Origin of the sequence: Pseudomonas caricapapayae (assembly GCF_001400735.1) — a bacterium.
Lineage (GTDB): Bacteria > Pseudomonadota > Gammaproteobacteria > Pseudomonadales > Pseudomonadaceae > Aquipseudomonas > Aquipseudomonas caricapapayae.
In genome coordinates, this window is record NZ_LJPW01000089.1 from 25,229 (window position 1) to 38,395 (window position 13,167).

At 55.5% G+C, this 13,167-nt stretch carries 18 protein-coding genes; 17 read left to right on the forward strand and 1 reads right to left on the reverse strand.

Translation table 11 applies throughout. The features are described 5' to 3' along the window. Positions 1–10: 10 nt before the first annotated feature. The 17 genes from rplE to bfr all read left to right on the forward strand — a co-directional run bounded on the left by rplE (position 11) and on the right by bfr (position 10,214). Positions 11–550 (forward strand): 50S ribosomal protein L5, encoded by a 540-nt coding sequence (gene rplE / locus ALO80_RS13305; protein ID WP_002555477.1) that lies wholly within the window; start codon positions 11–13, stop codon positions 548–550. Positions 551–563: 13 nt separating this feature from the next. Further along, positions 564–869, forward strand: coding sequence for a 30S ribosomal protein S14 (gene rpsN, locus ALO80_RS13310; RefSeq protein WP_002555476.1), 306 nt, complete (start codon positions 564–566; stop codon positions 867–869). Positions 870–1,083: 214 nt separating this feature from the next. Then, positions 1,084–1,476 (forward strand): 30S ribosomal protein S8, encoded by a 393-nt coding sequence (gene rpsH / locus ALO80_RS13315; protein WP_002555475.1) that lies wholly within the window; start codon positions 1,084–1,086, stop codon positions 1,474–1,476. 12 nt (positions 1,477–1,488) lie between these two features. After that, on the forward strand, positions 1,489–2,022 hold the full coding sequence (rplF, locus tag ALO80_RS13320; RefSeq protein ID WP_055009340.1) for a 50S ribosomal protein L6: 534 nt from the start codon (positions 1,489–1,491) through the stop codon (positions 2,020–2,022). Positions 2,023–2,032: 10 nt separating this feature from the next. Next, on the forward strand, positions 2,033–2,383 hold the full coding sequence (gene rplR, locus ALO80_RS13325) for a 50S ribosomal protein L18 (RefSeq protein WP_002555473.1): 351 nt from the start codon (positions 2,033–2,035) through the stop codon (positions 2,381–2,383). Positions 2,384–2,386: 3 nt separating this feature from the next. Beyond that, positions 2,387–2,887, forward strand: coding sequence for a 30S ribosomal protein S5 (gene rpsE / locus ALO80_RS13330; RefSeq protein ID WP_003317099.1), 501 nt, complete (start codon positions 2,387–2,389; stop codon positions 2,885–2,887). Between the two features lie 2 nt (positions 2,888–2,889). Beyond that, positions 2,890–3,066 carry a 50S ribosomal protein L30 gene (gene rpmD, locus ALO80_RS13335; RefSeq protein ID WP_010438202.1) on the forward strand — a complete coding sequence of 59 codons (177 nt, stop codon included), beginning with the start codon at positions 2,890–2,892 and terminating at the stop codon, positions 3,064–3,066. 3 nt (positions 3,067–3,069) lie between these two features. Further along, positions 3,070–3,504, forward strand: a complete 435-nt coding sequence (gene rplO, locus ALO80_RS13340; RefSeq protein WP_002555470.1) for a 50S ribosomal protein L15 — start codon at positions 3,070–3,072, stop codon at positions 3,502–3,504. Then, a complete protein-coding gene (gene secY, locus ALO80_RS13345; RefSeq protein WP_055009341.1) occupies positions 3,505–4,839 on the forward strand; it encodes a preprotein translocase subunit SecY in 1,335 nt (444 codons plus the stop codon). Between the two features lie 28 nt (positions 4,840–4,867). Continuing rightward, positions 4,868–4,984, forward strand: coding sequence for a 50S ribosomal protein L36 (gene rpmJ / locus ALO80_RS29530; RefSeq protein WP_002555468.1), 117 nt, complete (start codon positions 4,868–4,870; stop codon positions 4,982–4,984). 130 nt (positions 4,985–5,114) lie between these two features. Beyond that, a complete protein-coding gene (rpsM, locus tag ALO80_RS13350) occupies positions 5,115–5,471 on the forward strand; it encodes a 30S ribosomal protein S13 (RefSeq protein ID WP_002555467.1) in 357 nt (118 codons plus the stop codon). A gap of 30 nt (positions 5,472–5,501) precedes the next feature. Further along, positions 5,502–5,891, forward strand: a complete 390-nt coding sequence (gene rpsK, locus ALO80_RS13355; protein WP_002555466.1) for a 30S ribosomal protein S11 — start codon at positions 5,502–5,504, stop codon at positions 5,889–5,891. A gap of 18 nt (positions 5,892–5,909) precedes the next feature. Then, entirely contained in the window at positions 5,910–6,530 is a 621-nt protein-coding gene (rpsD, locus tag ALO80_RS13360; RefSeq protein WP_002555465.1) for a 30S ribosomal protein S4, read from the forward strand. Between the two features lie 22 nt (positions 6,531–6,552). After that, entirely contained in the window at positions 6,553–7,554 is a 1,002-nt protein-coding gene (locus tag ALO80_RS13365) for a DNA-directed RNA polymerase subunit alpha (RefSeq protein WP_002555464.1), read from the forward strand. A gap of 41 nt (positions 7,555–7,595) precedes the next feature. Next, the gene (gene rplQ / locus ALO80_RS13370) at positions 7,596–7,982 is read left to right on the forward strand and encodes a 50S ribosomal protein L17 (RefSeq protein WP_002555463.1); all 387 of its coding nucleotides are present in this window, start codon (positions 7,596–7,598) and stop codon (positions 7,980–7,982) included. A 167-nt stretch (positions 7,983–8,149) separates the two neighbouring features. Further along, positions 8,150–9,595 (forward strand): catalase, encoded by a 1,446-nt coding sequence (locus ALO80_RS13375; RefSeq protein WP_055009342.1) that lies wholly within the window; start codon positions 8,150–8,152, stop codon positions 9,593–9,595. 154 nt (positions 9,596–9,749) lie between these two features. Further along, on the forward strand, positions 9,750–10,214 hold the full coding sequence (gene bfr, locus ALO80_RS13380; RefSeq protein ID WP_003317095.1) for a bacterioferritin: 465 nt from the start codon (positions 9,750–9,752) through the stop codon (positions 10,212–10,214). Positions 10,215–10,309: 95 nt separating this feature from the next. Here bfr and uvrA read toward each other — a convergent pair whose 3' ends face one another. Continuing rightward, a complete protein-coding gene (uvrA, locus tag ALO80_RS13385) occupies positions 10,310–13,144 on the reverse strand; it encodes an excinuclease ABC subunit UvrA (RefSeq protein WP_055009343.1) in 2,835 nt (944 codons plus the stop codon). Positions 13,145–13,167: the final 23 nt, after the last annotated feature.

The window sequence follows — 13,167 nt, forward strand, 5'->3', positions numbered from 1 at the left end:
GTAGAAGACCATGGCACGACTAAAAGAGATTTACCGGAAGGAAATCGCTCCGAAACTTAAGGAAGAACTTAAGCTTTCGAACGTGATGGAAGTTCCGCGCGTTACAAAAATCACCCTGAACATGGGTCTGGGCGAAGCGATCGGCGACAAAAAAGTCATCGAGCACGCTGTTGCTGACCTGGAAAAGATCACCGGTCAAAAGGTCGTTGTGACTTACGCTCGGAAATCCATCGCTGGCTTTAAAGTCCGTGAAGGTTGGCCGATCGGCGTCAAAGTGACTCTGCGCCGCGATCGTATGTACGAATTCCTGGATCGTCTGCTGTCGATCTCCCTGCCTCGGGTCCGCGACTTCCGCGGCCTGAATGCCAAGTCCTTCGATGGTCGTGGTAACTACAGCATGGGCGTAAAAGAGCAGATCATTTTTCCGGAAATCGACTACGACAAGATCGATGCTCTCCGCGGTCTGGACATTACCCTGACCACCACTGCCAAGAACGATGACGAAGGCCGCGCATTGCTGCGTGCTTTCAAATTCCCGTTCCGCAACTGATTGGAGTAGGAAAATGGCCAAGAAGAGCATGAAGAACCGTGAGCTGAAGCGTCAGCTCACTGTTGCCAAGTACGCCAAGAAGCGTGCAGAGCTGAAAGCTATCATCGTTGATCTGAACGCAAGTCCAGAAGCGCGTTGGGAAGCTACCGTAGCCCTGCAGAAGCAACCACGTGACGCAAGCGCTGCGCGCATGCGTAACCGTTGCCGCATCACTGGTCGTCCACACGGCGTCTATCGCAAGTTCGGCCTTGGCCGTAACAAGCTGCGTGAAGCTGCTATGCGTGGCGACGTACCAGGTCTGGTCAAAGCCAGCTGGTAAGGCGCACCTCTCGTTTCGTCCTGATCGATTGCGCGAGTCATCGGTCGGGATGAAGCTTGAATTTGAATCAAGCCCCTTTTGGGGCTTGATTCATTTCTGGGGTAAGACTAGAATTGCCGGCTCGCCTGAGCCCGTGTTTTTACGTGCCCGGAAGTTCTCGGCGATCAAGCTGTAGCCGCAAGGCTAATTATTTTGTTTTAGGAGCGTCTAGCCCATGAGTATGCAGGACCCGTTAGCGGACATGCTAACTCGTATCCGTAATGCCCAGATGGCTGAAAAGCCCGTCGTAAGCATGCCATCTTCCACGTTGAAGGTTGCTGTAGCTAAAGTCCTGAAGGACGAAGGCTACATTGCGGGTTATCAGATCAGCAGCGAAGTTAAATCCTCGCTGTCCATCGAGCTTAAGTACTTCGAAGGCCGTCCGGTCATTGAAGAGGTTAAGCGCGTCAGCCGCCCAGGCTTGCGTCAGTACAAGTCCTCCGATGATCTGCCGAAAGTTCGTGGCGGTCTTGGTGTGTCTATCGTCTCCACCAGTAAAGGTGTGATGACGGATCGTGCTGCGCGCGCTGCCGGTGTCGGTGGCGAAGTGCTTTGCACTGTGTTCTAAGGGGGGATAAGCATGTCACGCGTAGCTAAGAACCCCGTTAAGTTGCCATCCGGCGTCGAAGTCAAACTCGTCGGTCAGCAGCTTTCGGTGAAGGGTGCCAAGGGCACTCTGGTACTGAACATCCATTCGTCCGTTGAGATTGTTGAAGAAGCTGGTGAGCTGCGTTTCGCTGCTCGCAATGGCGATCAACAAACCCGCGCAATGGCAGGCACCACTCGTGCACTGGTTAACAACATGGTCCAGGGCGTAAGCCAAGGCTTTGAGCGCAAGCTCCAGCTGGTCGGTGTTGGTTACAAGGCGCAAGCAAAAGGCACGGTCCTGAACCTTGCACTTGGCTTCTCGCACCCGGTGGACTATGAATTGCCGAATGGCATCACCGCTGAGACCCCCAGCCAGACCGATATCCTGATTCGCGGTATCGATAAGCAGTTGGTTGGTCAAGTGGCCGCTGAGATCCGCGACTTCCGCCGTCCTGAGCCTTACAAAGGCAAAGGTGTGCGTTACGCGGACGAAGTCGTCCGCCGTAAAGAAGCCAAGAAGAAGTAGGGCATAGCAAATGACCGTCAAAAAAGTTACCCGACTGCGTCGCGCTCGCAAAGCACGCCTGAAAATGCACGAGCTGGAAGTCGTGCGTCTCTGCGTGCACCGCTCTTCGCAGCACATTTATGCCCAGGTCATTTCGGCCGACGGCAGCAAAGTCCTGGCAAGCGCCTCGACTTTGGACAAAGAACTGCGTGATGGCGCCACTGGCAACATCGACGCGGCCACTAAGGTTGGCAAGCTGGTCGCCGAGCGCGCGAAAGCCGCGGGTGTATCGCAAGTCGCTTTCGACCGTTCTGGCTTCAAGTACCACGGCCGTGTCAAAGCGCTGGCTGATGCTGCTCGTGAAGGCGGGCTGGAGTTCTAAGTTATGTCAAATCACGACCAAAAACGCGACGAAGGCTACATCGAGAAGCTGGTTCAAGTTAACCGCGTGGCCAAAACCGTAAAAGGCGGCCGTATCTTCACTTTCACTGCGTTGACCGTAGTGGGTGATGGTAAAGGGCGCGTTGGCTTCGGCCGTGGCAAGTCACGTGAAGTGCCTGCTGCAATCCAGAAGGCGATGGAAGCTGCTCGTCGCAACATGATTCAGGTTGATCTGAACGGCACAACCCTGCAGTACGCGATGAAGTCTGCTCATGGCGCCTCCAAGGTGTACATGCAGCCTGCTTCTGAAGGTACCGGTATCATCGCTGGCGGCGCAATGCGCGCAGTGCTGGAAGTTGCTGGTGTCCAGAACGTATTGGCCAAGTGCTACGGTTCGACTAACCCTGTAAACGTGGTTCACGCCACTTTCAAGGGTTTGAAGGGCATGCAGTCTCCTGAGTCGATCGCTGCCAAACGTGGCAAGCGTGTTGAGGAGATCATCTGATCATGGCTACCGTTAAAGTAACGCTGATCAAAAGCATGACCGGCCGCATCCCTAACCACAGACTGTGCGTTAAGGGTTTGGGTCTGCGTCGCATCGGTCACACTGTAGAAGTGCTGGATACTCCCGAAAATCGCGGGATGATCAACAAGGCTTACTACATGCTGCGAGTCGAGGGTTAATCGATGAAACTCAATGATCTGAGTCCAGCGCCGGGTTCCCGTCGCGAAAAGCATCGTCCGGGCCGTGGTATCGGTAGTGGTTTGGGCAAGACCGGTGGCCGTGGCCACAAAGGTCAAAGCTCCCGCTCCGGTGGCACAATCGCTCCGGGCTTTGAGGGCGGCCAACAGCCGCTGCATCGTCGCCTGCCAAAATTCGGTTTCGTTTCTCTGAAAGCCATGGATCGCGCAGAAGTGCGTTTGTCCGAGCTGGCTAAAGTGGAAGGCGACATCGTAACTGTGCAGTCCCTGAAAGATGCCAACGTGATTAACCAGAACGTTCAGCGTGTGAAAATCATGCTGTCGGGCGAAGTTACTCGCGCTGTCACTATCAAGGGTATCGCCGCCACCAAAGGTGCGCGTGCGGCTATCGAAGCAGCTGGCGGCAAGTTCGAGGAATAAATGGCTAAGCAAGGTGCTCTCTCAGCGCTCGGCAAAGGCGGTATGTCTGAACTCTGGGCTCGTCTGCGTTTTCTGTTCCTGGCGATTATCGTCTACCGAATAGGCGCACACATCCCGGTTCCAGGTATCAACCCGGACCGACTCGCAGAACTGTTTCGACAGAATGAGGGGACCATTCTTAGCTTGTTCAACATGTTTTCCGGTGGCGCACTGGAGCGGATGAGCATCTTTGCATTGGGGATCATGCCGTACATTTCGGCATCGATCATCATGCAGCTGATGACCGCCGTCAGTCCGCAACTGGAGCAGTTGAAGAAGGAAGGTGAAGCTGGCCGTCGCAAGATAAGCCAGTACACCCGCTATGGCACCGTTGTCCTGGCTCTTGTCCAAGCTATCGGCATGTCCGTTGGTCTGGCGAGTCAGGGCGTCGCGTTTTCTGGCGACCTGGGTTTCCACTTTGTGGCCGTAACTACCTTCGTGGCAGGTGCGATGTTCATGATGTGGCTGGGTGAGCAGATTACCGAGCGCGGTGTCGGCAACGGTATCTCGATGCTGATTTTCGCAGGTATCGTAGCTGGTCTTCCGAGAGCAATAGGGCAGTCTTTCGAGTCTGCACGTCAGGGTGATATCAATATCTTCGCTCTGGTTGCTATCGGTTTGCTGGCAGTAGCGATCATCGGTTTTGTGGTGTTCATTGAGCGTGGTCAGCGTCGAATCGCTGTTCACTACGCCAAGCGTCAGCAGGGCCGCAAGGTCTTCGCTGCGCAGGCAAGCCACCTGCCGCTGAAAGTGAACATGGCCGGCGTTATTCCGGCCATCTTCGCGAGCAGCATTTTGCTGTTCCCGGCTTCGTTGGGGTCCTGGTTCGGTCAGTCTGAAGGTCTGGGCTGGTTGCAGGACATCTCGCAGTCGATCGCTCCTGGTCAGCCGTTGAATATTCTGCTGTTTAGTGCAGGGATTATTTTCTTCTGCTTCTTCTATACGGCGTTGATGTTCAATCCGAAAGACGTAGCGGAAAACCTGAAGAAGTCCGGTGCCTTTATTCCGGGTATTCGTCCAGGTGAGCAGTCGGCGCGCTATATTGATGGCGTTCTGACTCGCTTGACCATGTTCGGTGCTCTATATATGACGGCCGTGTGCCTGCTTCCCCAGTTTCTGGTGGTTGCGGCAAACGTTCCGTTCTACCTTGGCGGGACCTCGTTGCTGATCGTGGTCGTGGTTGTGATGGACTTTATGTCGCAAGTGCAATCTCACCTCGTTTCGCACCAGTATGAATCCCTGATGAAGAAAGCCAACCTGAAGGGCTACGGTGGCAGCGGCGGTATGCTGCGCTGAAGCACCCCTAAGGTTCGAGGAGTTGGTGATGAAAGTTCGTGCATCGGTGAAAAAGCTGTGCCGTAACTGCAAGATTATTCGCCGCGAAGGTGTGGTTCGAGTAATTTGCAGCGCGGAACCACGTCATAAGCAGCGCCAAGGCTGATTGTGATTTGTGCTTAAGCCCAGCAGCTAGTGCGCTGCTGGGTTGATTATTTGTTACTACAGCGATATTATCTCGCGCCCTATTTCTTGGCTTCCGGGGCGTAGGTAGCTGTCAATTGGAGTCCCACTGAATGGCCCGTATTGCAGGCGTTAACATTCCAGATAACAAGCATACTGTTATCTCGCTGACCTACATCTATGGTGTTGGTCGCACCACTGCACAGAAAATTTGTGCAACCACCGGTGTAAACCCGGCGGTGAAAATCAAAGATCTGAGCGACGAGCAGATTGAACAGCTGCGTGGCGAAGTGGCGAAGTTCACCACTGAAGGTGACCTGCGTCGCGAAATCAACATGAAAATCAAGCGCTTGATGGACCTGGGCTGCTACCGCGGTCTGCGTCATCGTCGGGGTCTTCCAGTACGCGGTCAGCGTACCAAGACCAACGCGCGTACTCGCAAAGGTCCGCGTAAGCCGATCCGCAAGTAATCGCACCAGCGCAACGACAGGAATTTAGTCATGGCAAAACCTGCTGCTCGTCCTCGTAAAAAAGTTAAAAAGACAGTGGTTGATGGCATCGCCCACATCCACGCGTCGTTTAACAACACAATCGTCACCATTACCGATCGTCAAGGTAACGCTCTTTCTTGGGCTACCTCCGGCGGTTCGGGTTTCCGTGGTTCGCGCAAGTCCACCCCGTTCGCTGCTCAAGTAGCTGCTGAACGTGCTGGTCAAGCTGCGCTGGAGTACGGTCTGAAGAACCTCGACGTCAATGTCAAGGGTCCAGGCCCAGGTCGTGAATCCGCTGTCCGTGCATTGAACGGCTGTGGCTATAAGATCGCCAGCATCACCGACGTGACGCCAATCCCGCACAACGGGTGCCGTCCGCCGAAGAAGCGCCGCGTGTAATCCAGGAGACTGTAAGAAATGGCTCGTTACATTGGTCCAAAATGCAAACTTGCTCGTCGTGAAGGCACCGATCTCTTTCTGAAGAGCGGCGTTCGCGCTATCGAATCCAAGTGCAACATCGAAGCAGCTCCAGGTATCCACGGCCAACGCCGCGGTCGCCAGTCCGATTACGGTACTCAGCTGCGTGAAAAGCAAAAAGTCCGTCGTATCTACGGCGTTCTCGAGCGTCAGTTCAGCGGCTACTACAAAGAAGCCGCCGGCAAGAAAGGTGCAACAGGCGAGAACCTGCTGCAACTGCTCGAATGCCGTCTGGACAACGTTGTATACCGCATGGGCTTCGGCTCGACGCGTGCCGAATCCCGTCAATTGGTTTCGCACAAGTCGGTCAGCGTAAACGGCAAAACCGTTAACGTTCCTTCTTATCAGGTTCGTGCTGGCGACGTTGTTGCTATCCGCGAAAAAGCTAAGAATCAGCTGCGTATTGTCCAGGCTCTCGATCTGTGTGCCCAACGTGGCCGCGTAGAATGGGTAGAAGTAGACACTGAGAAGAAATCGGGCGTTTTCAAGAACGTTCCAGCTCGCAGTGATCTATCCGCCGACATCAACGAAAGCCTGATTGTCGAGCTCTACTCCAAGTAAGGGCTAGAAAATAGGTGCATCCATGCAGATTTCGGTAAATGAGTTCCTGACACCCCGCCATATTGATGTGCAGGTTGTCAGTCCAACCCGCGCCAAAATCACTCTCGAGCCTCTCGAGCGTGGTTTCGGCCATACCCTGGGCAACGCGCTTCGCCGCATTTTGTTGTCCTCCATGCCCGGCTGTGCAGTAGTCGAGGCCGAGATTGACGGTGTACTCCATGAGTACAGCGCCATCGAAGGTGTACAGGAAGACGTCATTGAAATCCTGTTGAACCTTAAAGGTCTGGCTATCAAGCTGCACGGTCGAGACGAAGTTACGCTGACCTTGTCGAAGAAGGGTTCGGGGGTGGTTACCGCTGCCGATATTCAGCTGGATCATGATGTCGAGATCGTTAACCCCGATCACGTAATCGCTAACCTGGCGTCTAACGGCGTCTTGAACATGAAGCTCACCGTAGCTCGTGGTCGTGGTTATGAGCCGGCAGACTCGCGTCAAAGCGATGAAGACGAAAGCCGCAGCATTGGTCGCTTGCAGCTTGACTCTTCGTTCAGCCCGGTTCGCCGTATCGCATACGTGGTGGAAAACGCCCGTGTCGAGCAGCGTACTAACCTGGACAAGCTGGTTATTGATCTGGAAACCAACGGTACTCTGGACCCTGAAGAGGCTATCCGTCGCGCTGCAACCATTCTGCAACAGCAGTTGGCTGCGTTCGTGGACCTCAAAGGCGACAGCGAACCAGTGGTAATCGAACAGGAAGACGAGATCGATCCGATCCTGCTTCGTCCGGTTGACGATTTGGAACTGACCGTGCGTTCGGCCAACTGCCTTAAGGCGGAGAACATCTACTACATCGGCGATCTGATTCAGCGCACCGAAGTAGAGCTGTTGAAGACTCCGAACCTGGGCAAGAAATCCTTGACCGAGATCAAGGACGTTCTGGCTTCTCGTGGTCTCTCCCTCGGCATGCGCCTCGACAACTGGCCGCCGGCAAGTCTTAAGAAGGACGACAAGGCTACGGCCTGATCGTCGTAATCACCGAACGCGAGTTTGGTAAGGAATGAACCATGCGTCATCGTAAAAGTGGACGTCACCTGAGCCGTACCAGCTCTCACCGCAAAGCCATGTTTCAAAACATGGCGGTGTCGCTGTTCGAGCACGAGCTGATCAAAACTACCCTGCCGAAAGCCAAGGAACTGCGTCGCGTTGCCGAGCCGCTGATCACCCTGGCCAAGGAAGACAGCGTTGCTAACCGTCGTCTGGCTTTCGACCGTACTCGTTCGAAAGAAATCGTCGGCAAGCTGTTCAACGATCTGGGCAAGCGCTATGCAACCCGTCAGGGCGGCTATCTGCGTATCCTCAAGTGCGGTTTCCGCGCTGGCGACAACGCGCCAATGGCGTACGTCGAGTTGGTTGATCGTCCTGTCGGTGGCTCTGTAGAAGCTGCTGAATAAGACATCAGTTTGAACAGAAGACCGGGCCTAGTGCCCGGTTTTTTGTTATCCAGGATTTAAAAATCCTATCGATAGTCATGATTTAATGAATTCGACGCTGCAATAGCTTTCAACAATACTTCCTTCCGAGCCGATTAGCCGGCTATAGACGCCAGAGGAAGATTTTCATGAGCCCCAAGACCCTTACGACTGCCAGCGGTGCTCCAGTCGCCGACAACCAGAACTCGCGTTCCGCAGGCCCGCGTGGTCCCTTGCTGCTCGATGATTTCCATCTGATCGAAAAGCTTGCCCATTTCAATCGTGAGAACATCCCAGAGCGTCGCGTGCACGCCAAGGGATCGGGTGCTCATGGTACGTTCACCGTGACCCGCAACATCAGCCAATACACCAGTGCCAAGCTGTTCGACACAATTGGCAAGCAGACGCCCGTTTTCCTGCGCTTCTCCACTGTAGGGGGAGAGCGCGGCTCGGCTGATACCGAACGTGACCCACGCGGCTTTGCGATCAAGTTTTACACTGAGGAAGGTAACTGGGACATTGTGGGTAACAACACACCGGTGTTTTTCATCCGTGACCCGTTGAAGTTTCCAGACTTTATCCATACACAGAAGCGCCTTCCGCAAACCAATCTGAAAAGCCCTCAGATGATGTGGGATTTCTGGTCGCATTCACCAGAGGCGCTGCACCAGATCACTATTCTGTTCTCGGATCGTGGCATTCCTGATGGCTATCGCCATATGCACGGTTTTGGCAGCCACACCTACAGCCTGATCAGCGCTGCAGGTGAGCGTCATTGGGTGAAGTGGCACTACAAGACCCGGCAAGGTATCAAGAACCTGACACCGGCCGATGCTGCACGTATTGCTGGCACCGATCCCGATTACGCTCAGCGTGATCTGTTCACCGCCATCGAAAAAGGTGATTTCCCCAGGTGGCAGGTGTGCATTCAGTTGATGAGCGAAGCTCAGGCTGCTGGTCACCACGAAAACCCATTCGATGTAACCAAGACCTGGTCGCAGAAAGAGTATCCGCTCATTGAAGTAGGCGAACTGGAACTGAACCGTAACCCGCTCAATTACTTTGCCGAGGTTGAGCAGGCTGCGTTCGGCCCGAGCAATATGGTGCCGGGCGTTGGCCTGTCGCCGGACCGCATGTTGCAGGGACGCGTATTCGCATACGCTGACGCACATCGCTACCGCGTAGGTACCAATCACCAGCAATTGCCGATCAATGCGTCAAGAAACCCTGTCTACAGCTACCAGCGTGACGGCTCGATGGCCTTCGGCAGCAATGGTGGTGCGGCCCCGAACTATGAGCCAAACAGCTATTCGGATGCACCGAAAGATGATCCGCGCTACGCAGAGCCTGCGTTGGCTTTGAGCGGCTCGGCGAATCGTCACGATCACCGTGTTGACGGCGATTATTACAGTCAGGCGGGCAAACTGTTCAACCTGATGAGCATTGATCAAAAAGCGCTGCTGATCAACAACATTGCGGGCGCAATGCAGGGCGTTTCCAGTGATATCGTGAAGCGCCAGTTGCAGCATTTCTACAAGGCTGATCCAGCGTATGGAGAGGGCATAGCCAGCGCTTTGGGTGCAAAGTCAGGCTGAGTCGAAGTGAGAAACAGAACCGCCCTCATTTGGGCGGTTTTTCGCTTCTTAACGGCGTAATTTCGCCACTTTTCGTCGGTTTATTGCGTTTTTCTGAGTGACCTCGCGCGGCGCTTGGTTCAAACTATCGGCTTTGAAGCAGGAGTCTGGTGCGATGCAAGGCCACCCGGAAGTAATCGATTACCTCAACACGTTGCTCACGGGCGAACTGGCTGCTCGTGACCAGTATTTCGTTCACTCACGCATGTACGAAGACTGGGGCTTTTCCAAGCTCTACGAACGTATCAACCATGAGATGGAAGAAGAGGCGCAACATGCCGATGCGCTGATGCGCCGTATCCTGATGCTCGAAGGCACACCGCGCATGCGCCCGGATGATCTCGACGTCGGCACCACGGTACCTGAGATGCTCGCCAGCGATCTGCGTCTGGAATACAAGGTTCGCGCTGCACTATGCAAAGGCATCGAGCTCTGTGAGCTGCACAGTGACTACGTGACCCGTGAAATCCTGCGCGTGCAGCTGGCTGACACGGAGGAAGACCATACCTATTGGCTTGAACAGCAGATGGGTCTGATCAAGTCCATTGGTCTTCAGAACTACCTGCAATCGCAGTTCTGATTCAGTCGCTCACAAAAAAGCTCCTGCACTTGCGTGACAGGAGCTTTTTTGTATCCGGGTTCGACTCATGCCGAACCCGTTTTTCATCACACTCGTCAGGCTTTGTCCCGAGTCAACAAAGGCTTCAGATAATGCCCGGTGTAGGACTGTTCCATTTCGGCGACCTGTTCAGGTGTGCCGGTCGCGATGATCTGTCCACCTCTTGAACCGCCTTCCGGACCGAGGTCCACCAGCCAGTCGGCGGTCTTGATGACATCCAGATTGTGCTCGATCACCACCACCGTATTGCCGTGGTCGCGCAGGCGATGCAACACATCCAGCAGCTGCTGAATATCCGCAAAATGCAGGCCCGTAGTCGGTTCGTCGAGGATGTACAGCGTCTTGCCGGTGTCGCGCTTGGACAACTCACGCGACAGCTTGACCCGCTGTGCCTCACCGCCTGACAAAGTCGTCGCCGATTGCCCCAGCTTGATATAGGAAAGCCCTACATCCATCAGGGTTTGCAGCTTGCGCGTCAGTGCAGGTACGGCATCGAAAAACTCGCGAGCTTCCTCGATGGTCATTTCCAGCACTTCATGGACACTTTTGCCCTTGTACTTGATCTCGAGCGTCTCACGGTTGTAACGCTTGCTCTTGCACACGTCGCAGGGCACGTAGATGTCCGGCAGAAAGTGCATCTCGACCTTGATCAGCCCGTCGCCCTGGCATGCCTCGCAGCGACCGCCTTTGACGTTGAACGAGAACCGTCCAGGGCCGTAGCCCCGTGAGCGTGATTCAGGTACACCGGCAAACAGTTCGCGAATCGGCGTGAACAGCCCGGTGTACGTCGCCGGGTTGGAGCGCGGCGTACGACCGATAGGGCTCTGGTCGATGTCCACGACCTTGTCCAGATGCTGCAGGCCATTGATGCTGTCGTGCGTGGCAGCCTCAAGCGTCGTCGCGCCGTTCAGCGCGGTGGCGCTCAACGGGAACAGCGTGTTGTTGATCAGCGTCGACTTACCCGACCCGGAAACGCCCGTCACGCAAGTCAGCAGACCAATCGGAATCTCGAGATTGACGTTCTGCAGATTGTTGCCGCGCGCGCCCTTGAGCGTCAGCGACAGCTTTTTATTACGCGGGGTGCGCTTGGCGGGTACAGCAATCTTCACGCGCCCCGACAGGTATTTGCCGGTCAGCGAGTCAGGGTGCGACATCACCTCGTCCGGCGTACCTTCGGCAACGATGTGACCACCATGCACGCCGGCCCCCGGGCCAATATCGACTACATAGTCGGCCAGGCGAATCGCATCCTCATCGTGCTCCACCACAATCACGGTGTTGCCGATGTCGCGCAGGTGTTTGAGCGTGCCCAGCAAACGATCGTTATCGCGCTGGTGCAGGCCAATGGACGGCTCGTCGAGGATGTACATCACCCCGACCAGACCCGCACCGATCTGGCTGGCCAGACGAATCCGCTGGGCTTCGCCGCCGGACAGCGTGTCCGCGCTGCGATCCAGGGTCAGATAGTCCAGGCCGACATTGACCAGAAACTGCAGACGCTCACGGATTTCCTTGAGGATCTTGTCTGCGATTTCACCGCGCCTTCCGGTCAATTTGAGCGCTTCGAAATAATGTGTGGCGTCGCCAATCGGCAAATTGGTTACCGCAGGCAAGGTCTTTTCGCCTACCCACACATGGCGCGCTTCACGACGCAGACGAGTGCCTCGGCAATCAGGGCACGGCTGCGTGCCGAGGAATTTGGCCAGCTCTTCGCGTACGGTCGCCGATTCGGTTTCCCGATAACGGCGCTCCAGATTCGGCACAATGCCTTCGAACGGGTGTGCACGCTTGACGATATCGCCGCGGTCATTCAGATAGCGGAAGTCGACACTCTGCGAGCCACTGCCGTTGAGCAGGATCTTCTGCATGTCGGCAGGGATTTCCTTGAACGGCACCTCCAGGCTGAAGCCATAGTGCTTGGAGAGCGACCCAAGCATCTGGAAGTAATAAACGTTACGCCTGTCCCAGCCACGTATCGCGCCTTCGGCAAGCGTCAGCTCGGCATTCACCAGTCGCTTGATATCAAAGAACTGCTTCACGCCCAGGCCGTCGCAGGTCGGGCATGCGCCAGCCGGGTTGTTGAAGGAGAACAGTTTCGGCTCCAGCTCGCTGATCGCATGGCCACAGATCGGGCAGGCGAAGCGGGCAGAGAAAATCACTTCTTCGCCTGGCTCATCGTCCATTGGTGCGACCAACGCGATACCGTCGGCCAGCTTCAACGCGGTTTCAAAGGATTCCGCCAGACGCTGTTGCAGATCGGCGCGGACCTTGAAGCGATCCACGACCACATCAATCGAGTGCTTCTTCTGCTTGTCCAGCTTCGGCAACTCATCCAGCTCACACAGCTTGCCGTTGACCCGCGCGCGGACAAAACCTTGCGCGCGCAGCTCTTCAAAAACCGACAGGTGCTCACCCTTGCGCTCGCGGACAACCGGCGCAAGCAGCATCAGCTTGCTGCCCTCAGGCTGAGTCAGCACCAGATCAACCATCTGGCTGACAGTCTGGGCCTCCAGCGGGATATCGTGGTCCGGGCAGCGCGGTTGTCCGACTCGCGCATACAAAAGGCGCAGGTAGTCGTAAATCTCGGTGATCGTCCCCACGGTCGAACGCGGGTTGTGCGACGTCGATTTCTGCTCGATGGAAATCGCTGGCGACAAACCTTCGATCGTGTCGACGTCCGGCTTTTCCATCATCGACAGGAACTGTCGGGCATAGGCAGACAGCGATTCGACATAACGGCGTTGCCCTTCGGCGTACAGCGTATCGAAAGCCAGCGAAGACTTGCCTGAGCCGGAGAGCCCGGTGATGACGATCAGTTTGTCGCGGGGAAGTGTCAGGTCAATATTTTTCAGGTTGTGGGTTCGTGCCCCACGTATCAGGATCTTGTCCACTGCGGCCTCGCTTGGCGGGCATA

What these genes read in the sequence shown, in the direction of transcription:
- rplE (WP_002555477.1), top strand. Translation starts at nt 11, where the DNA reads ATGGCACGACTAAAAGAGATTTACCGGAAGGAAATCGCTCCGAAACTT.
- rpsN (WP_002555476.1), top strand. Translation starts at nt 564, where the DNA reads ATGGCCAAGAAGAGCATGAAGAACCGTGAGCTGAAGCGTCAGCTCACT.
- rpsH (WP_002555475.1), top strand. Translation starts at nt 1,084, where the DNA reads ATGAGTATGCAGGACCCGTTAGCGGACATGCTAACTCGTATCCGTAAT.
- rplF (WP_055009340.1), top strand. Translation starts at nt 1,489, where the DNA reads ATGTCACGCGTAGCTAAGAACCCCGTTAAGTTGCCATCCGGCGTCGAA.
- rplR (WP_002555473.1), top strand. Translation starts at nt 2,033, where the DNA reads ATGACCGTCAAAAAAGTTACCCGACTGCGTCGCGCTCGCAAAGCACGC.
- rpsE (WP_003317099.1), top strand. Translation starts at nt 2,387, where the DNA reads ATGTCAAATCACGACCAAAAACGCGACGAAGGCTACATCGAGAAGCTG.
- rpmD (WP_010438202.1), top strand. Translation starts at nt 2,890, where the DNA reads ATGGCTACCGTTAAAGTAACGCTGATCAAAAGCATGACCGGCCGCATC.
- rplO (WP_002555470.1), top strand. Translation starts at nt 3,070, where the DNA reads ATGAAACTCAATGATCTGAGTCCAGCGCCGGGTTCCCGTCGCGAAAAG.
- secY (WP_055009341.1), top strand. Translation starts at nt 3,505, where the DNA reads ATGGCTAAGCAAGGTGCTCTCTCAGCGCTCGGCAAAGGCGGTATGTCT.
- rpmJ (WP_002555468.1), top strand. Translation starts at nt 4,868, where the DNA reads ATGAAAGTTCGTGCATCGGTGAAAAAGCTGTGCCGTAACTGCAAGATT.
- rpsM (WP_002555467.1), top strand. Translation starts at nt 5,115, where the DNA reads ATGGCCCGTATTGCAGGCGTTAACATTCCAGATAACAAGCATACTGTT.
- rpsK (WP_002555466.1), top strand. Translation starts at nt 5,502, where the DNA reads ATGGCAAAACCTGCTGCTCGTCCTCGTAAAAAAGTTAAAAAGACAGTG.
- rpsD (WP_002555465.1), top strand. Translation starts at nt 5,910, where the DNA reads ATGGCTCGTTACATTGGTCCAAAATGCAAACTTGCTCGTCGTGAAGGC.
- ALO80_RS13365 (WP_002555464.1), top strand. Translation starts at nt 6,553, where the DNA reads ATGCAGATTTCGGTAAATGAGTTCCTGACACCCCGCCATATTGATGTG.
- rplQ (WP_002555463.1), top strand. Translation starts at nt 7,596, where the DNA reads ATGCGTCATCGTAAAAGTGGACGTCACCTGAGCCGTACCAGCTCTCAC.
- ALO80_RS13375 (WP_055009342.1), top strand. Translation starts at nt 8,150, where the DNA reads ATGAGCCCCAAGACCCTTACGACTGCCAGCGGTGCTCCAGTCGCCGAC.
- bfr (WP_003317095.1), top strand. Translation starts at nt 9,750, where the DNA reads ATGCAAGGCCACCCGGAAGTAATCGATTACCTCAACACGTTGCTCACG.